Origin of the sequence: Streptomyces sp. NPDC048504 (assembly GCF_043200035.1) — a bacterium.
Lineage (GTDB): Bacteria > Actinomycetota > Actinomycetes > Streptomycetales > Streptomycetaceae > Streptomyces.
Genome location: NZ_JBICXA010000004.1, coordinates 268,657 through 286,912 on the forward strand (window position 1 = coordinate 268,657; position 18,256 = coordinate 286,912).

Below are 18,256 nucleotides of genomic sequence, written 5' to 3' on the forward strand. Positions count from 1 at the left end.
CGTACAAACGTGAACAACACGCGTGAGGTCGACGTGGTCGTCGTAGGCGCCGGGCAGGCAGGACTGGCCGGCGCCCATCACCTGCGGCGCACCGGTTTCGAGCCGGAGCGCGACTTCGTGGTGCTGGACCACGCGCCCGCGCCGGGCGGGGCCTGGCAGTTCCGGTGGCCGTCGTTGACGTACGCCAAGGTGCACGGGATGCACGCGCTGCCGGGCATGGAACTCACGGACGCCGATCCGGCCCGCTCGTCCGCCGAGGTGATCGCCGAGTACTTCGCCGCCTACGAGCGGGCCTTCGACCTGCGGGTACGGCGGCCGGTGGATGTGAAGGCCGTGCGGGAGGGCGTGGACGGGCGGCTGCTCGTCGAGACGTCGGACGGTACGTGGTCGACGCGGGCGCTGATCAATGCGACCGGGACGTGGGGCCGGCCGTTCTGGCCGCGCTATCCCGGTCAAGAGACGTTCCGGGGGCGGCAGTTGCACACCGCGCAGTATCCGGGACCCGAGGAGTTCGCCGGGCTGCGGGTGGTCGTGGTGGGCGGGGGCGCGTCCGGTACCCAGCATCTGATGGAGCTCGCCCCGTACGCGGCGGCGACGACGTGGGTGACCCGGCGTCCGCCGGTGTTCCGCGAGGGGCCCTTCACCGAGGACGTGGGCCGGGCGGCCGTGGCGCTGGTGGAGGAACGGGTGCGGCAGGGCCTGCCGCCGAAGAGTGTCGTCTCCGTGACCGGCCTGCCGCTGAACGACGCGATCCGGCAGGCGATGGCGGACGGAGTCCTGGACCGGCAGCCGATGTTCGACCGCATCACACCCGACGGGGTGGACTGGGACGACGGCCGCCATGTGGACGCCGATGTCATCCTGTGGGCAACCGGCTTCCGCGCCGCGATCGACCACCTGTCACCGCTGAAACTGCGCGAGCCGGGTGGCGGCATCCGTGTCGAGGGGACCCGGGCGGTCGCCGATCCGCGAGTGCATCTCGTCGGGTACGGGCCGTCGGCGAGCACCGTCGGCGCGAACCGGGCGGGGCGTGCGGCGGTACGTGACATCAGGCGGTTGCTGGCCGGGGAGCCGGTGGCGGTCTGAGGTTGTTCTGGGCGCTTACCGGCCGGCCAAGGGTCTTTTGAGGGGCGCGAGGCTGTGACATTAGCGGCTCCGCCGCGGGGCGCGACCAGCCACAGCGCACCCGCACCCGCACCCGCACCCGCACCCTCCAACGAAACACGAGTAACTCACCCCCGCGACACATCAGGCGGCGCCGGCAGGAATGCCGAGCGCCGCCCTACGGCGTCCCGCACGGGTCACTTCGTGGGCGACGCGCTGTTCTTCTGGGCCGCGTTGAACTCGGCGACGTTGCGCTGGTGTTCCTCGTAGGTGGCCGCGAAGCGGGTGTCGCCGGGCTTGACCGTGACGAAGTACAGCCAGTCGCCCGGGGGCGGGTTGATCGCGGCGCGCATCGCCTCCTCGCCCGGGTTGTCGATCGGGGTGGGCGGCAGACCCATGCGCTGGTAGGAGTTGTAGGGGCTGTCGAGCCGGGTGTCGCTGCCGGTGGTCTTCAACGTGGCGCGGTTGAGGGCGTAGTTGATGGTGGAGTCCATCTGCAGCGGCATGCCGCGTTCGAGGCGGTTGAAGATGACCCGGGACACCTTCCCCATGTCGGCCGGGGAGGCCGCCTCGGCCTGCACGATGCTCGCGATGGTGACCGCCTGATAGACGTTCATCGCGTTGCGCTGGGCGCCGGCCGCGACGGGGGCGCCGTTGAACTTCTTGTTCGCGGTGTTGACCATGAACGACAGGAGCGACGCGGGCGTGGACTTCTTCTCCAGCGGATACGTCGCCGGGAAGAGATAGCCCTCGGGATTGCCCTCCGCGTCGGTCGGCAGCTTCAGGCCGGCTTTCGCGATCGACTTCTTCGTGGTCCCGACCTGCAGCGCGAGGACCTTGTCCACGGCTTCGTAGATCTGGCCCGAGCGCCAGCCCTCCGGGATCACCAGGGACGCGGGACGCGTGTCCCCCTCGCCCTCCAGGCTCAGCAGCGGCACCGCCACGGCGGTGCCGGCCACGACGGCCCCCGTCGCGATGAGGGCGACCCGGCCCCTGCGGGTCAGTCGAATCGTGCTCCGTGGCGGAGTGTTCATCTGCATGCGGGCACGGTAACCCGCATATCGCCACAAACCCGGCATATCTTCAGCTTGTCGGTTCCAGTTGGGCATCCCGGCGTACGAGGGCCGCGTACCGCCCGTCCTGATCGAGCAGTTCCTCGTGCGTGCCCCGCTCCGCGACCTGCCCGGAGTCGAGGACCACTATCTGGTCGGCGCTCCGGATCGTGGACAGCCGGTGGGCGATGGTGAGCGTGGTGCGGTTGGCCGACAGGGCGTCGATGGCGTCCTGGACGGCGGCTTCGGTGCGGTTGTCCAGCGCGCTGGTCGCCTCGTCCAGGATGAGGACCGGCGGGTCGCGCAGGATGGTGCGGGCGATGGCCAGGCGCTGCTTCTCGCCGCCGGAGAACCGGTGGCCGCGCTCGCCGACGATCGTGTCGTACCCGTCGGGCAGGCCCGCGATGTGCTCATGGATCTGCGCCGCTCGCGCCGCCGTGTACAGCTCCTCGTCGGTGGCGTCGGGCTTGGCGAAGCGGAGGTTGTCGGCGACCGAGGCGTGGAAGAGGTACGTCTCCTGGGAGACGACGCCGACGGCACGCGCGAGCGTGTCGAAGTCCAGGTCGCGGACGTCCACCCCGTCGAGGGTGACCCGGCCGCCCGTCACATCGTAGAGCCGGGGGACGAGATAGCCGAGGGTCGACTTCCCGGCGCCGGTCGGGCCGACGATCGCGAGGCTGTTGCCTGCCGGGACGGTGATGTCGACGCCGTCGAGGATCGCGCCGCTCTTGTCGTCGTAGTGGAACTCGACGTCCTCGAAGCGGACTTCGCCCTTGATGGTGTCGAGGTGGACCGGGTTCTCGCGCTCGGTGATGTCGATCGGCAGGTCGAGGTACTCGAAGATGCGGGCGAAGAGTGCCAGCGAGGTCTGGATCTGGACGCCGGTCGACAGCAGGCTGACGGCCGGGCGGAACAGGCCCTGCTGGAGCGAGACGAAGGCGACGATGGTGCCGATCGAGGCGTCCGGGCCACCCAGGTGGAGGGTCATGCCGGCCGTCCAGTAGATGACGGCGGGCATCGCGGCCATGACGATCGAGATGACGGCCATGCGCCAGCGCCCGGCCATGTTCGACCGGACTTCGAGGTCGACCAGGCCCTCGGACTCCTCGGAGAAGGAGCGGGTGAGTGAGTCGGAGCGGCCCATCGTGCGGCCGAGCAGGATGCCGCTGACGGACAGCGACTCGGTGACCGTGGCGGCCATCTCGGCCATCTGCCGCTGGCGCTGGGTCGCGATCTTCTTGCGTTCGTTGCCGACGCGGCGGCTGATCCACACGAAGACCGGGAGCAGCAGCAGCGAGACGACGGTCAGCCGCCAGTCCAGGGCGATCATCGCGATGATCGTGGCGACCACGCTGGTGAGGTTCGAGACCAGGGACGTCGCCGTGGAGGTGACGGTCGCCTGCATCCCGCCGATGTCGTTGGCTATGCGGGACTGGACCTCGCCGGTGCGGGTCCGGGTGAAGAAGGCGAGCGACATGCGCTGCAGACGGCCGTAGACCGCTGTGCGCAGGTCGTGCATGACGCGCTGGCCGACCGTCGTGGAGATCAGGGTCTGCAGCACGCCGAAGATGCTGGTCAGGACGGCGCTCAGGATCATGCCGAGCGCGAGCAGGCTCAGCAGGCCGGTGCGGTTCTGCGGAATGGCGACGTCCAGCGTCTCCTTCAGCAGGAACGGGGTCGCCACGGTGACCAGGGACGCCGCGCCTACCAGAAGGCCGACGACCGCGAGCCGGGCGCGGTAGGGCTTGAAGAGCTTGAGGATGCGGCGCACCTGCCGAGGCTGCTCGGTCGAGGTGCCGGGGGACGGTGTCCAGTTGATGTCGTCGCGGGGCATGGTCTCCTACGGATGGTGAGGCGATCAGGACTGGTCAAGCGCTCAGAGCTCGTGGAGCGATGAGACTTGGTGGAGGATAGCTCATTGTTACCTATACTCACAATGAACCAGGTCCTGATATTGTTCCCGTATGACCACCCCCGATTCCGACGGCCTGCTCGCGGAGCAGCTGCTGCGGCTCACGCGCCGGGTGCACCGCATCCAGAAGCGCCATCTGGAGCAGCGCGACCTCGGCATCACCCCCGCCCAGTCCCGGCTGCTGCGCACCCTCGCGCACTTCGACGCCCCACCGCGCATGGCCGACCTCGCCGAGCGCCTCGAAGTGGTGCCGCGCGCCGTGACGACACTGGTCGACGGGCTGGAGGCGAGCGGCAAGGTGCGGCGGGCGCCCGATCCGTCCAACCGCCGGGTGATCCGGATCGAGATCACGGACGACGGCCGCAAGGCGCTGAGCGAGCTGCGGGGCGCGCGGCGGGGGGCGGCGGACGAGATTCTGGCGCCGCTCACGGATGTGGAGCGCGAGGTGTTGCGGGCGTTGCTGGACACGTTGGTGGACGGGGCGCCTGGTGCACACGAGGGGCACGAGGGGCACGATGCCCATGGGGCGCACGAGGGGCATGGGCATGGGCACGGGCGGTCCTGCTGACCCGCCATCTCGCTGACCCCGCTGACCCGCTGACCCGCTGACCCGCTGACCCACTGACCCACTGACCCGCACCGAGGCTGCGCCCAGAGACCGGGTTCGCGTCACTCCGGCCAGTTCGAGGCCTTGATGCGCTCCACGAAGTCGCCGCGCACGAAGCCCGGTACGAAATGGGCCAGCACGTCCGCCTTGATGTTGCCGAACGTGGTGTCGGGTCGGTCCTTGATGCCCTCGGTGAAGGCGGCGAGGATCCCGTTCTTGAAGTCCGGGCGGGGGTGTGCCGCCACGACGGCCGCGCGCTGCTCGTCGGTGACGGCGTCATAGCCGATGCCCACGACGTCCAGCCCCACACCCCGGTTGACGAGGGCGATCTCGGCCGCCATGTGCAGCGGGATCTCCTGCGTGGTGTGCAGGGCGATGCTCGCCCAGACCCGGTCGGCCGGCTCACCGGTGACGCCGTGCGCGTGCAGGAACCGGCGGGCCTCGTCGGCGCCGTCGATCTCGAAGCGCTGGTCGGTGCGGCGGAATCTCTCGGTGAGCCCGAGGTCGTGGAACATCGCGGCCACGTAGAGCAGCTCGGAGTCGTAGTCGAGCCCCTGCTCCCGGCCGCGCAGGGCGCCCCACAGGAACACCCGCCGGGAGTGGTCGAACAGCAACGGCGACGCGGCCTCACGCACCAGCTCGGTCGCCTCCCGCACCAGGGCGGTGTCCGGGATCTCCACGCCTGCGATCACTTCGCTCATCGCTCTTGCCTCTCCTCGATACCGTGCGACTCGATGCCGTGCCCATCGATGCCGTATGACCCCAGCATCGTCAGCGGCGTACGCTGGGGCCATGTCCTCACAGCCAGGAAAACCACAGATTCGGACATGGCTTCAGACGTGGCTTGAGATGCGGCTTGAGATGCGGCTTCCGGCATGACACACCGGGTCGGATTCCTCGTCTTCGACGGCGTGACGATGCTCGACGTCAGCGGTCCCGCCGAGGTGCTGCACCAGTCGGGCCGGCTCGGCCATCCCTACGAGCTGGTGCTGGTCTCGCCCCTCGGCGGCACCGTGACCTCCTCGAACGGGCTGACACTGACCGGTACGGTGACCGCGGCCGACGCAGGGCCGGTCGACACGGTCATGGTCGCCGGGGGCGACCGGCTGGCCCAACAGCCCGTCGAGGAAGGGCTGTTGACCGCGACCCGCACCCTCACCGAGCACGCCGCCCGGGTCACCTCCGTCTGCACGGGCGCCTTCGTCCTCGCCCAACTCGGCCTGCTGGACGGCCGGTCGGCCACGACCCACTGGCGGCACGCCGAGACCCTGGCCCGCCGCTACCCCCTCGTGCGCGTCGAACCGGACGCCATCCACATCCGCGACGACCGCTTCGTCACCTCGGCGGGCATCAGCGCCGGGATCGACCTGGCGCTCGCCCTCGTCGAGGACGACCACGGCGCGGACGTGGCCAGGGACATCGCACGCGAGCTGGTCGTCTTCATGCAACGCCCGGGCGGGCAGTCGCAGTTCTCCGCCGCGACCGCCACCCCACCACCGCGCACGGATCCGCTACGGTCACTGATCACCTCGGTGTTGGCCGACCCGGCCGCCGACCACAGCCTGCCCGCCATGGCGGCGACCGTGGCCGTCAGCCCCCGCCACCTGACCCGGCTCTTCCGCACCGAACTCGGCACCACGCCCGCCCGTTGGGTGGAACGGGTCCGTCTCGACCGCGCCCGGCATCTCCTCCTCGAAGGCCACAGCGTCACCTCCGCGGCGCACCACAGCGGCCTGGGCACCGACGAGACCCTCCGCCGCGCCTTCGCCCGCCACTTGGACACGACGCCGACGCACTATCGCAGCCGGTTCGCGAGCACGCGCGGCCAGTCGCCCGTGCCGTGAGCTGTGGCCCACGGGCTTCGAGTCACGCTTGCCCGGACGGCTGTGTTGGCGTCGCGGCAGCCCGCAGCCCTGTCAGCAACGCGGCCAGGATGCGCGTCAGTTGGGGCTCGACATCGACCAGCGCATGCGCCAACTCGGGGCGGGATTCGTAGAGCGTTCGGAGGCGGGTACCGGGGGCGGCCATCTGCAACAGCGCCCCCGCCATGCTCGTCGCCGTGGCGATCACATCGATGGCCGCACGCTCGGTGATCGCGAGCATCCGGCACAACTCGGTTACCAGCGAGGCGACTACGCCGAGTACGACCGTCTTGAACTCGTACACCGAGTCGAGTGAGACGTTGCGTTCCAGGTTCAACGGCGCCTGAGCGAGCAGATCGCAGAAGAACGGCCGCGCGACGAGCGTCCGCGCGATGACGGCGGCTACCGCGTCGGAATCCCCGTCGGCGACGTCACTCAACCGCACCCGAAGCTCCGCCGACCAGTCCTCCCATCCTTCGGCGGTCAGCGCCAGGAAGATCTGCTCCCGGGTCTCGAAGTACCGAAGCATCGCGGACTTGTGCATGCCGACGGCGGCGGCGATGTCCGTGAGCGTGACCTCGCGCACGCTGCGTTCGGCGCCGAGGGATCTGGCGGCGTCGAGGATCGCCTTCTCGCGCTGTTGCTTGGCCGCCGCACTTCGGGCGCGCTGGGGACTGGGCGTGCTCATGCCCCAGAGCGTAGCGCAACTTGGTTGCATTAAATTAGCGCAACCGGGTTGCATTAATAACGAAACGATGTTTTGCTATCTGCATGACTCAGACATGGTTCATCACCGGTTCGTCCCGCGGCTTCGGCCGCAACCTCACCGCCGCGGCCCTGGAGGCCGGCGACCAAGTCGTCGCGACGGCCCGCAAGCCGGAGCAGCTGGACGACCTCGCGGAGAAGTACGGCGACCGCGTACTCCCCGTCGCGCTCGACGTCACCGACCGGGCAGCGGCAACAGCCGCTCTACAGGCGGGGGTTGACCGCTTCGGCAGGATCGACGTGGTCGTCAACAACGCCGGGTACGCCAATCTCTCCCCGGTCGAGACGACACCCGAGGACGACTTCCGCCGACAGTTCGACACGAACTTCTGGGGCGTCTACAACGTCTCGACGGCGGCGCTCCCGATCCTGAAGGCACAGGGCGCGGGCACAGTCGTACAGTTCTCGTCCGTCGGCGGCCGGGTCGGCGGGAATCCCGGGCTCGGGTCGTACCAGGCGGCGAAGTTCGCGGTCGACGGCTTCACGCGCGTGCTCGCGGCCGAGACCGCGCCGTTCGGCATCAGGTACCTCGTCGTGGAACCGGGCGGCTTCGCGACCGACTGGGCCGGTTCGTCGATGCAGATCCCGGAAGTTCCGCCGGAGTACGACGAGACCGTCGGCGCGGTGATCCGCCTCTTCGACGGTCCCGTGACCGCCGCGGGCGACCCGAAGCGGGCCGGGGAGATCCTGGTCCGGCTCGTCAAGCAGCCGAACCTGCCGTCTCATCTCCTCCTGGGTGTCATCGCGGTCGAGATGGCGCAGAGCTACTCACGCGACCAGATCGCGCAGGCGGCAGCATGGGAGACGGTGAGCCGCTCGGCCGACTTCGACCATGACTACCCGGTCGACCTCCCGTAGCCACAAAAACGGGCCGCGACTCCCCACCGTAGAAACGGAGCAGGAGCCGCAGCCCGCCACGACGAACTGCCGCAACCTCAACTGGCCTCGGGGGCAGTCTCCTTGACGCGCTGAGCGGGGATCTCCGCCTCTTCCGGCACACCCTCTTCCGCTACGGCTTCTTCTACGTCCGTGATCTCGCCGTCGAGGACCTTCTTGGCCTTCTCGATGTCGAGGGCGCCTTCCCAGCGGGAGACCGCGAAGACGGCGACGCAGTTGCCGAGGAGGTTGGTGACGACGCGCATCGAGTCCATGATGCGGTCCACGCCGAGGAGCAGGGCGACCGCGCCGGCCGGGATCGCGCCCAACGAGGAGGCGGTCGCGGACAGGGCGAGGAAGGCCGAACCGGGGATGCCGGCCATGCCCTTGCTGGTGAGCATGAGCACCAGGATCACGGTGATCTGCTGGCCGAGGCTGAGGTCGACGCCGACGGCCTGGGCGATGAACAGCGTGCCGATGGAGAGATAGAGGGAGGCGCCGTCGAGGTTGAAGGAGTAGCCGGTGGGCAGCACCAGGCCGACCGCGTCGTCCCGGGCGCCGGCCTTGCGCAGCTTCTGCATCACGCGCGGCATGACGGACTCGGTGGAGGCGGTGCCGAGCGCGAGGAGCATCTCCTCACGGATGTAGCGGAGGAACTTCCAGAGGCTGAGCCCGGTGACCATGCGCAGGGCGACGGCGAGCACCACGAGGAAGAGCGCGGCGGCGACATAGCAGAGGATGATCAGCTTGGCGTAGGTCTTCATGACGCCGAGCCCGTACTGGCCGACGAGGACGGCCATCGCACCGAAGACGGCGAGCGGGGCGAGTCGCATGACGAAGCCGACGATCGCGAAGATGATCTCCTGGGCCTGCTCGATCGCGGGCAGGACCTGCGGCACCTTGGTATGGCCGAGGTGGAGCAGTGCGGCGCCCACCAGGCAGGCCAGGATGAGGACTTGGAGCAGGGAGTTCTCGGCGAAGGCGCCGATGAAGCTGGTGGGCAGCGCGTTGACGATGAACTCGGTCGTCGAGGGCAGCGCGGCGCCGCCCGTCTTCGCGTCCACCGCCGAGGTGTTGAGCGTGGCCGGGTCGACGTGCATCCCGGAACCGGGCTGGACCACATTGGCGAGGACCAGCCCGATGATCAGCGCCGCGGTGCTGGCGACCTCGAACCAGATCAGCGCCTTGAGGCCGATCCGGCCGAAGGCCTTGAGGTCACCGGCCTTGGCGATACCGACGACGACCACGCAGAACACGAGCGGCGAGATGATCGTCTTGATGAGCCGGGTGAATCCGTCGCCGAGGGGCTGGAGGTCCGTGGCCACGTCGGGCCACAGCTTTCCGACGAGGATGCCGAGGACGAGCGCGCAGGCGACCTGCGCGAAGAGTGAGGTACGCAGTATGCGTGCGACGCGTCGCGGCAGGGGCGGGACGGACGGCGGCACGGGCACTCCTTGAGGGGGGACGGTCGTTCGCGGAAGTCGATGGGGGGCGACTTCTGCGATACGGAAAGCGGCTTCCGAGTGGACACTTTGAAGCCGTTGTTGATCGTCCGGAAAACCTCCGTGTGACGGCCGTGTAAATCACCCACCTGAGTGACGCATCGCACGCACAGCAGGTCAGCAGCCGCTGCGGTCCTCGGTGAGCACCCCCTGCGCGGTCGTCAGCGAACGGTCGTAGCAGCCGCCCGAGCCGTACAGCCGGTAGCGCTCACTCGACGTCCCGACCGCGTGCCGCTGGTCGCGGGGCACGTTCAGCGTGTAGGTCGCGTCCCCGGTGTAGGTGTCGTCGAGCCGCGACCACCCGGTCCGCCGCCCGTCCCGCGTGTCGACGACCGCCGCCCGGTCGCCGAGCGTGAGAACGGTACGCAGCCGGTCGTCCGTCCCGATCGTCGTCGCACCGTTCATCGTGTACGTCCGATGCGTGGCCGTCGTCCGGGCCGGTCCACGCCCGTCGGCGGTCACCGACTCGTCGTCCGTCCAGGTCGCGTCCAGCCCGTCCATGTTCTCGCCGTCGATCCAACGGTGCACGGAGGTGTTCGCGAGCGTCCGGTCGACGGTGGTCCGCACCCGGCCGTGCGAGGTGTCGACATATCCGGCCGTGGTCAGCCGATGGCCCGCGTCGGTGTCCACGCGTTCCTCCGAACCGGGCGTGTACGTCGAGGAGTTGGCGAGCTTGCCCGCCCGGTCGAGGGTGAGCTTTCCGGTGACGTGGGCGCGCTGCGCGTCCTGCCAGACGAGCACGTTCACCGGCACGCTCCACCCGCTCTGCCCCTCGGGCACGCCCACGACGGAGACGTCGACGTGGTGCGGGCGGCCGTCGTTGAGCAGCCCGGCGAAGGGTGTGAGGTCGTATTCGATCGGCTTGACGTCGAAGGCGCGCGGGCCGGGAATGACGTACCAGAGGAAGGGGTCGGACCAGCCTCCGGTCCACACGTTCGGGAACGGGGCGGCGATTCCGGCTAGTTGGCCGTCGACCTTGATCTGCACCTCGCGGTAGGGGCCCTTGTCCGCCTGGCAGGAGTACGGCGCCGAGTCGGGCACCGCGAGATACCAGAACTCCTCGCAGCCGCCGCCGGATCCGGTCGCGTAGACCTCGGCGACGATCCGTTCGGTGTTGCGCGGGGTGGTCACGGTCGAGTCGGCGGCGAGGGTGAGGACGCGGTCGGGGGTCTGCGCAGCCGCGGGTCTGCCCTCGTAGAACGTCAGGGTGGCCTTGACTCCGATGACGCCGGTGTAGGTGTCGTCGACGACGTTGCCGATGAGCATCTCGACGTCCTGCGCGCTGCGGAAGGTGGCGCTGTAGCGGGTGACGTCCTTCTCCACGGACCACTTGATGCCGTCGGGCGACGGTTCCGGTGTGGAGGTACGGAGGATCTCGACCCCGCCGACGTGCAGGTAGCCGAGTCGGTCGTACTGCCGTCCGGCAACCGTCCCGTCCAGTCTCAGGACGACCTTGCTCCAGTGGTCGCCGCATGCCTTGGGCGGGGTGTAGGTGCCCTGGTACGGGGTGAAGTCGCGGAACTCGGTGTCGGCGAGGGTGACTTGGCAGGACTTCGTCGCGGGTTTCTTGATCGGCGGGGCGGCAGTGATGGGGTCGTGCCAGTCGGTGCCGAACTCGGCGGGGACGTCGGCGACTTGAGCCTTGGTATCGGCCGCTTGAGTTTTCGTTTCGGCCGCTTGAGCGGGGCTCGCGCCGAGGAGGGTGCTCGCCAGGAGGGTCGCTCCGGCGAGCATGGACATGACTATCCGGCTTCTCATGGGCGGTGTTCTACCCCTTGAGGTCCTCCCTGTCCCCCATCAGCACCACGGGATGCCGGGCCGGGTCGAGTGTGCGCAGCAGGTACTCCATCGCCTCCTTGGACAGGCTGACGCAGGCCGACGTACCGCTGCCGTGGTCCAGGTGCAGCCAGATCCCGCCACCCTTGTCCTCGCCCTCGGGCTGCTCCGCGTCGTCGGGCGGGGTGCCGGGGACGCGGTTGTAGTCGATGGCGATGACGTAGTCGAAGTCGTGCCAGTGCGACTCGTCCCAGTCGCGCGGCGCCTCGTACGACTCGTCCTGGGAGTACGGGAGCGCCGTGCCCGGGTCGTCGAGCACACCGCCCGCCGCGGTCAGCGTGAACACGCCGACGGGGCTGCGCTTGTCGCCGAGGTGGTGGTCGGTGGTCCAGCCCAGCTTGCCGTTGTGCGCGGGCCAGCCGGCGGTCCGGTCCCAGGTGGAGCCGTTCTTGGTGAACAGGACGGCGGTGGAGTCCGAGGAGTCCTTACCGTCGCCGTAGACCGTCAGGACCTGGCTCGTGTCGGTGGGGATGGCGCGCTGGAGCCGGTCACCGACGTCCGGGATGCGGGTCGGGTCAGGGGCGGAGGTGGTCACGGCCGGTCTCGGGTGGGTCGCCTGGGCGCCGGGTCTCCCTTCCGCGCCGCCGGGGTGTCCGGTGTGCGCGCTGCCGCACGCGGACAGGGTCGTCATCGTCAGGAGGGAACCGAGAGCCGCCATCGCGACCGTCGCACGTCGTGTGCCGCCACTCTGCATCGGGCCATGGTCACATCGCATTCGGTGGCATTGCGTGAGGTCACGGACATCTCGCCCCTGATGGGTGAACGCCGGTTCTGACCCCCGGCGGGGAAAACCGCTTGCTTCCGACCACGCTGCGACGCGAACCTTTCACGGTTTGTTGCCGCGTTCCGCTCGCGGTCCGTCGCCGCGCTCCGCGGTTCCCTCCTCCCCCTTCCCGCCTGAACAAGAGCCACTGGGACGTCATGCAGATTCAAGACCTTCCGTATCCCGACCCGGGTGTGCCGGACGCGCGCTCGGGGCCCCGATTCCTGTGGTGGCTCGGCCGGAATCAGCTCGGTGGACAGCTCAAGTCCCTGGCCTGGGGGCTGCTGCACTTCGTGTCCGTCTCCGCGCTGCCGTTCTGTGTGGGGTTCGCCGTGCAGGCCGTGGTCGAACGCTCCGGGAGCCGGCTGGCCCTGACCGGCGGGCTGATGGTGCTGTGCGGGGCGGGCATCGCCCTGGGCGACACCTTCCTGCACCGGGCCGCCGTCACCAACTGGATCACGGCCGCCGCCCGCGTCCAGCAACTACTGGCCCGCCAGGCGGCCCACCTCGGCTCGGCGCTGACCCGGCGGGTCGCCGCCGGTGAGGTCGTGGCCGTGTCCACGGGGGACGTCGAGAAGATCGGCTGGTTCGTGGAGGCGCTGTCCCGCTTCCTGGCCGCCGCGCTGACGCTCGTCATCGCGTGCGTCGGGCTGTTCCTGTACCAGCCCGCGCTCGGTGTCGTCGTCGCCGTGGGTGTGCCCGTGCTGGCGGTCTCCGTGCTGCCGCTGCTGCCCCGTGCCACCCGGCGCGCCGACGTGCAGCGCGAGAAGGCGGGCCGCGCCACCGAACTCGCCTCCGACACCGTCGCCGGACTGCGGGTGCTGCGCGGCATCGGCGGCGAGGAACTGTTCCTCGACCGCTATCGCCGCGCCTCCCAGGAGGTGCGCCACGCGGCCGTGCGCAGTGCCCGGATGTGGGCGGTCATCTCCGCGATCCAGGTGCTGATGCCGGGGCTGCTGCTGATCGCGATCGTCTGGCACGGCGTGCGGCTGGCCCGCGAGGGACGGGTCACCGTCGGCGAACTTGTCACCGTCTACAGCGCGGTGATGATCATGTCCTACCCGCTGCGGCACTTCGAGGAGATCGCGATGGCGTACTCCTTCTCCCGGCCCTCGGCCAAACGCGCCGCACGCGTGCTGTCCCTGGAGCGGGTCACCGACACCGTGGGGACGCGCGCGGCCGAGGTGCCCGCCGGGGATCTGTACGACCCGGACACCGGTCTGCTCGCTTCCTCCGGCCGGCTCACCGCCGTGGTGTGCGGCGACCCGGACGCGGCCGGGCGGCTGGCGGAACGCCTCGGCGGACACCCCGCCGAGGAGGGCGTCTCCGTGCTCCTGGACGGCGTACCGCTCGACGAACTCCCCCTCGAGTCGGCGCGCACCGCCGTCCTCGTCCAGGACAAGGACCCGGTGCTGCTGTCCGGTTCGCTGCGTGAGCTGCTCGACGTGCCCGCCTCGGGTGCGGTCGGCGCGGAGGAGGCCCTGGCCGCCGCGCAGTGTGGGGACGTGCTGGTGGCGCTCGCGCAGGGCTCTCTCGACACCGAGGACCCGATGGACGCCCGCATCACCGAACGCGGACGTTCCCTGTCCGGCGGCCAGCGCCAACGGCTCGCCCTGGCGCGGTCGTTGATCACGGACCCGAAGGTCCTCGTCCTGGACGAGCCGACCTCGGCCGTCGACTCCCACACCGAGGCCCGGATCGCCGACGGCGTACGGGAGTTGAGGACCGGCCGGACCACGGTGGTGTTCACCTCCTCGCCCCTGCTCCTGGACCACGCGGACCGGGTCGTGCTGGTGCACGAGGGCGCGGTGGTGGCGGTCGGCACCCATCGCGATCTGCTTCGCAGCGAGCCCCGGTACCGCGCCGTAGTGACCCGGGAGACCGAGGACGAGTCCGCGCTGCGGGAGGCGCTGGACGACGAACAGGCCTCCCTGCGGGGTGAGTTGGAATCCCGTGCGGTCCCGCTCCGGCGTGCCGTGGAACACGACGAGGGCACCGCTCCGCAAGGCGCCGCGGCACACGGCAAGGCCGCCGCACGGGGCGAGTCGAACCATGACGAGGCTCCTCTCCGGGGTGCCGAGGACGACGACGGGGGCTCGCTGCGGGCCGCCTTGGACGACGACGAAGCCGCGCTGCGGAGCGCACTGGAAGAAATCGAGGAGAGCGCATGATCGGCGTGGCGCCCCCGGCCTACGACCCGGCGGCCCCGACCACGGCGAACACCCTGCCGGTCGGAGCCCCCGCGACCGTACGCGCCTACGTGTCCGAACTGTTCCAGCGGCACCGCCGCGCCTTCCTCCTTCTCGTCAGCGTGAACACGGTCGCCGTGATCGCCTCGATGGTGGGCCCCTATCTGCTCGGCGATCTCGTCGAGCGGGTGTCGGACGGCGCGCGGGAACTCCATCTCGGCCTGACCATCGGGGTGTTCGTGGCCGCGCTCGCCGTGCAGGCCCTGTTCATCCGGCAGGTGCGGTTGCGCGGCGCGATGCTCGGCGAGCGGATGCTGGCCGACCTGCGCGAGGACTTCCTCGTCCGGTCGGTCGGGCTGCCGCCGGGCGTCCTGGAACGGGCGGGCACCGGCGATCTCCTGTCCCGCATCACCACAGACATCGACCGGCTCGCCAACGCGATGCGCGAGGCCGTGCCGCAACTGGCGATCGGCGTGGTGTGGGCGGTGCTGCTGCTCGGCGGTCTGGTCGTCACCGTGCCGGCGCTGGCGCCCGCCGTGCTGATCGCGGTGCCGGTGCTGGTGATCGGCTGCCGCTGGTACTTCAAGCGCGCACCGGCCGGCTACCGCTCCGAGGCCGCGGGGTACGCCGCCGTGGCCGCGGCCCTCGCCGAGACCGTGGACGCCGGCCGCACCATCGAGTCCCACCGCCTCGGCGACCGGCGCATCGCCCTCTCCGAGCGCCGCGTCAAGGAGTGGACCGCCTGGGAGAACTACACGCTCTGGCTGCGGTCGGTGCTCTTCCCGGTCATCAACATCACGCATGTCACGGTGCTCTGCTCGGTCCTGATGCTCGGCGGGGTGTTCGTCCTCCAGGGCTGGATCGGGGTGGGCGAACTGACGACGGGCGCCCTGATCGCGCAGATGCTCGTCGACCCGGTGAACCTGATCCTGCGCTGGTACGACGAGCTTCAGGTCGCCCAGGTCTCGCTGGCCCGGCTGGTCGGCGTCCGCGACATCGAGCCCGACGCCGGGGACGCCACGCTGTCCCCCGAGGGCCGGGACGTGCACGCGGACCGGGTGCACTTCGGCTACCGCGAGGGCGTCGACGTGCTCCGCAAGGTGTCCCTGGAGGTCGCGCCCGGCACCCGGCTGGCCCTGGTCGGCCCCTCGGGCGCGGGCAAGTCCACCCTGGGCAGGCTGCTCGCCGGCATCTACGCGCCCCGGGACGGCCGGATCACGCTCGGCGGCGCCGAACTGTCCCGGATGACCGCGGAACACGTCCGCTCCCATGTGGCCCTCGTCAACCAGGAGCACCACGTCTTCGTGGGCTCCCTGCGCGACAACCTCCTGCTCGCCCGCACCGACGCGGCGGACGCCGAGCTGTGGGCGGCGCTGGGCGCGGTCGACGCGGACGGGTGGGCGCGGGCGCTGGACGACGGCCTGGACACCGAGGTCGGCTCGGGCGGGCTCGCGCTCACCCCGGCCCAGGCCCAGCAGATCGCGCTGGCCCGGCTGGTGCTGGCCGACCCGCACACGCTGGTCCTGGACGAGGCGACCTCGCTCCTCGACCCGCGTGCGGCCCGGCACCTCGAACGGTCCCTGGCCCGCGTCCTCGACGGCCGCACGGTCGTCGCGATCGCCCACCGCCTGCACACCGCCCATGACGCGGACGTCATCGCCGTCGTCGAGAACGGGCGGATCAGCGAGCTGGGGAGCCATGACGAGTTGGTGGCGGCGGAGGGGGCGTACGCGGCGTTGTGGCGGTCGTGGCACGGGTAGCTCCGCTGGTCGAGCGGTCACTGGGGTGCGGGTGCGTGGGAACCTGCGGGTCGGTGGGGGCTCGTCGGGGCGGGAAGTGAGTGACCTGCGGACCGGTGGGGGCTGGTCGCGCAGTTCCCCGCGCCCCTTTCGGGGCGCTGTACCGCACCGGAACCGGACGCCTGCCGTTGCGCCCGGGGAAGAAGGGGTGGAAGGCTGGGGAGCGGCACCGGTTCGGGGAGTGCCCGGGGACCATGTGGTTCGTACCGGGCGCCGACTGTGCCCCGCACAGCGGCTACCCGCCGCCGACCGCGGTGAGAACGGGCCGGTCCCCACCACCTGGAGGTACCCGTGAACAGCGCCGACGGATGGGGAGACGACGTCTACCAGCCCGACGGATCCGAGGTGCAGGACGACGCGGGTCTGCTCGACGCGGAGGACACCCTGGTGGCCGACGGCGTCGAGGACCCCCTCGACCGCGGCTGGTCCCCGCCGGACCGCCCCTGGGCGGTGGAACGCGACGATGTGACGGCCGCGGAGCGTCAGCACGGCGAGACGCTCGACCAGCGCCTCGCCGAGGAGGTCCCCGATCTCGCCATGTCCGACGGCGACGGCCTCGGCGACTCCGAGGACACCGACGGCGAACTCCGGGACATCGAGGTCGGCGACGTCCGCTCCGGTCGGCTCGTGGCACCCGACGAAGGGGCGCACGAGGACGAGGAGAGCGGCCTGATCGCCACGGACGTGGGCATCGACGGTGCCGCCGCCTCCGCCGAGGAGGCCGCGATGCACATCGTCGACGAGGACGAGGACTCCCTCTACGGCTGACCTCGCCGGCCCTTCGCCGTCAACCGCACCACCGTCGCAGGAGGAGCAGCCATGCAGCAGGACAAGCAGCCCGACTACCACCCCGTGGTCTTCCGGGACCGCGCCGCCGGATACGCCTTCCTGACCCGGTCCACCGCGACCAGCGACCGGACCATCGAGTGGGACGACGGCGAGACCTACCCGGTCGTGGACGTGGAGATCTCCTCGGAGAGCCACCCCTTCTACACCGGCAAGGCGCGGACGGTGGACACGGAGGGCCGCATCGCCCAGTTCGAGCGGCGCTACGGCGGCGGCGAGGCGGGCCAGGGTTCCGGCGGGGCGTAGGTCACCGCCCGCGCCGAAGCCGGAACTGACGCCGGGCGTCAGATCACGTTGAGCGCCGCCGCGCAGCCCACTCCGCCGAGGAGTATGAACGCCGGCATCAGCACCTTGAGCTCGACCCAGCTGCCCGCGCGGAACCGCATCACCTTCGGCGGTCCGATCGGGTACCAGCGCTTGCGGCCCAACGGGATCGGCCACAGGATCGGGCAGCCGGAGACGGTCAGGGCGTCCCCGATGTCGTGCACCAGCGCACCGAGCACGACCGGCAGTCCCAGCCACAGGTACTGGTGCTGCTCCGTGAACAGCCAGTTCGAGCCGTTGCCCGGCTTGTCCAGCACGCCGGCGAGGATCCACGCGCTGGTCGCCGCCAGCAGCCACACCAGGATGTCGCTGCTGGAGCCGCGGGCCGCCCGCCACAGCAGACCCTCGATGGCCAGCACCATGTGCACGAAGAGGATCGCCAGCACCCCCCAGCGGCCGCCCAGGATCGCCACGGCCGAGCTCCCCGCCCCGATCAGGACCGCCCACAGCCAGGTGTGGGTGAGGGTGCGGTGCCCGCCGGAGCGACGCGGGTCGCCCTGCTTCCTGGTCCCCTTGTACGCGGCGTACGAAAGCTTGTCGACGATCTCGCACAGGCCCCGGGAGACGGGTCCGAAGGCCCGGGAGATGGTCGCCGCCTTGTGGTCGAGGTCCGGGGCGAGCGCGGCACCGGCACAGATCAGGGCGCCCACGAGGATCACCGGCCAGGGCATCGCGTGTCCGGCCGCTGCGGCCGCGGCTCCGACGCCGAGCCAGGCCGCCGCTCCCGACAGTGAGTGTGCTGGTCCCATCATGGCCGTTCCCCGCCCCATTCCTCTTACGCCGCCGGTCAGTTGCTCGGGCGCCCTGACACTCCGTCGG

The 18,256-nt window shown here is 70.5% G+C and carries 16 protein-coding genes; 8 read left to right on the forward strand and 8 right to left on the reverse strand.

Annotated elements, in window-relative coordinates; genetic code table 11:
• Nucleotides 1-9 precede the first annotated feature (9 nt).
• Nucleotides 10-1,086 carry an NAD(P)-binding domain-containing protein gene (locus ACGFY9_RS12075; protein ID WP_393753616.1) on the forward strand — a complete coding sequence of 359 codons (1,077 nt, stop codon included), beginning with the start codon at nucleotides 10-12 and terminating at the stop codon, nucleotides 1,084-1,086.
• A gap of 215 nt (nucleotides 1,087-1,301) precedes the next feature.
• Here the strand turns inward: ACGFY9_RS12075 and mltG are convergent, their stop codons facing one another.
• Together mltG and ACGFY9_RS12085 are read right to left on the reverse strand one after the other, a co-directional pair.
• Nucleotides 1,302-2,144: an endolytic transglycosylase MltG gene (mltG, locus tag ACGFY9_RS12080; protein WP_393753617.1), complete on the reverse strand. Its 843-nt coding sequence runs from the start codon at nucleotides 2,142-2,144 to the stop codon at nucleotides 1,302-1,304.
• A 43-nt stretch (nucleotides 2,145-2,187) separates the two neighbouring features.
• Nucleotides 2,188-3,990 carry an ABC transporter ATP-binding protein gene (locus tag ACGFY9_RS12085; protein ID WP_393753618.1) on the reverse strand — a complete coding sequence of 601 codons (1,803 nt, stop codon included), beginning with the start codon at nucleotides 3,988-3,990 and terminating at the stop codon, nucleotides 2,188-2,190.
• 130 nt (nucleotides 3,991-4,120) lie between these two features.
• Here ACGFY9_RS12085 and ACGFY9_RS12090 point away from each other — a divergent pair, with 130 nt between their 5' ends.
• A complete protein-coding gene (locus ACGFY9_RS12090; RefSeq protein WP_393753619.1) occupies nucleotides 4,121-4,636 on the forward strand; it encodes a MarR family winged helix-turn-helix transcriptional regulator in 516 nt (171 codons plus the stop codon).
• 101 nt (nucleotides 4,637-4,737) lie between these two features.
• Here ACGFY9_RS12090 and ACGFY9_RS12095 read toward each other — a convergent pair whose 3' ends face one another.
• Nucleotides 4,738-5,376, reverse strand: coding sequence for an HD domain-containing protein (locus tag ACGFY9_RS12095; RefSeq protein WP_393753620.1), 639 nt, complete (start codon nucleotides 5,374-5,376; stop codon nucleotides 4,738-4,740).
• Nucleotides 5,377-5,550: 174 nt separating this feature from the next.
• On the opposite strand from ACGFY9_RS12095, the gene ACGFY9_RS12100 reads away from it, so the two are divergent.
• Complete coding sequence (locus ACGFY9_RS12100) at nucleotides 5,551-6,519, forward strand: GlxA family transcriptional regulator (protein ID WP_393753621.1); 969 nt, start codon at nucleotides 5,551-5,553, stop codon at nucleotides 6,517-6,519.
• A gap of 22 nt (nucleotides 6,520-6,541) precedes the next feature.
• On the opposite strand, the gene ACGFY9_RS12105 is transcribed toward ACGFY9_RS12100, so the two are convergent.
• Nucleotides 6,542-7,225, reverse strand: a complete 684-nt coding sequence (locus ACGFY9_RS12105; protein ID WP_393753622.1) for a TetR family transcriptional regulator — start codon at nucleotides 7,223-7,225, stop codon at nucleotides 6,542-6,544.
• 83 nt (nucleotides 7,226-7,308) lie between these two features.
• Between ACGFY9_RS12105 and ACGFY9_RS12110 the strand changes: the two genes are divergently transcribed.
• Nucleotides 7,309-8,160, forward strand: a complete 852-nt coding sequence (locus ACGFY9_RS12110; protein WP_393753623.1) for an SDR family NAD(P)-dependent oxidoreductase — start codon at nucleotides 7,309-7,311, stop codon at nucleotides 8,158-8,160.
• 77 nt (nucleotides 8,161-8,237) lie between these two features.
• Here the strand turns inward: ACGFY9_RS12110 and ACGFY9_RS12115 are convergent, their stop codons facing one another.
• The 3 genes from ACGFY9_RS12115 to ACGFY9_RS12125 all read right to left on the reverse strand — a co-directional run bounded on the left by ACGFY9_RS12115 (nucleotide 8,238) and on the right by ACGFY9_RS12125 (nucleotide 12,210).
• Nucleotides 8,238-9,623, reverse strand: coding sequence for a cation:dicarboxylate symporter family transporter (locus ACGFY9_RS12115; protein WP_393753624.1), 1,386 nt, complete (start codon nucleotides 9,621-9,623; stop codon nucleotides 8,238-8,240).
• Nucleotides 9,624-9,797: 174 nt separating this feature from the next.
• Nucleotides 9,798-11,438: a peptide-N4-asparagine amidase gene (locus ACGFY9_RS12120; protein ID WP_393753625.1), complete on the reverse strand. Its 1,641-nt coding sequence runs from the start codon at nucleotides 11,436-11,438 to the stop codon at nucleotides 9,798-9,800.
• A gap of 10 nt (nucleotides 11,439-11,448) precedes the next feature.
• Nucleotides 11,449-12,210: a L,D-transpeptidase family protein gene (locus ACGFY9_RS12125; RefSeq protein ID WP_393753626.1), complete on the reverse strand. Its 762-nt coding sequence runs from the start codon at nucleotides 12,208-12,210 to the stop codon at nucleotides 11,449-11,451.
• Between the two features lie 227 nt (nucleotides 12,211-12,437).
• Here ACGFY9_RS12125 and ACGFY9_RS12130 point away from each other — a divergent pair, with 227 nt between their 5' ends.
• The 4 genes from ACGFY9_RS12130 (at nucleotide 12,438) to ACGFY9_RS12145 (ending at nucleotide 17,359) form a co-directional block, all read left to right on the forward strand.
• Entirely contained in the window at nucleotides 12,438-14,450 is a 2,013-nt protein-coding gene (locus tag ACGFY9_RS12130) for an ABC transporter ATP-binding protein (RefSeq protein ID WP_393753627.1), read from the forward strand.
• A complete protein-coding gene (locus ACGFY9_RS12135; protein ID WP_393753628.1) occupies nucleotides 14,447-16,228 on the forward strand; it encodes an ABC transporter ATP-binding protein in 1,782 nt (593 codons plus the stop codon). Before ACGFY9_RS12130 ends, ACGFY9_RS12135 begins: the two co-directional genes overlap by 4 nt.
• 330 nt (nucleotides 16,229-16,558) lie before the next feature.
• Nucleotides 16,559-17,035 (forward strand): DUF5709 domain-containing protein, encoded by a 477-nt coding sequence (locus ACGFY9_RS12140; protein ID WP_393753629.1) that lies wholly within the window; start codon nucleotides 16,559-16,561, stop codon nucleotides 17,033-17,035.
• 51 nt (nucleotides 17,036-17,086) lie between these two features.
• The gene (locus ACGFY9_RS12145) at nucleotides 17,087-17,359 is read left to right on the forward strand and encodes a type B 50S ribosomal protein L31 (protein WP_366498596.1); all 273 of its coding nucleotides are present in this window, start codon (nucleotides 17,087-17,089) and stop codon (nucleotides 17,357-17,359) included.
• A gap of 38 nt (nucleotides 17,360-17,397) precedes the next feature.
• Here the strand turns inward: ACGFY9_RS12145 and ACGFY9_RS12150 are convergent, their stop codons facing one another.
• The gene (locus ACGFY9_RS12150; RefSeq protein WP_393753630.1) at nucleotides 17,398-18,189 is read right to left on the reverse strand and encodes a metal-dependent hydrolase; all 792 of its coding nucleotides are present in this window, start codon (nucleotides 18,187-18,189) and stop codon (nucleotides 17,398-17,400) included.
• Between the last annotated feature and the right edge of the window lie 67 nt (nucleotides 18,190-18,256).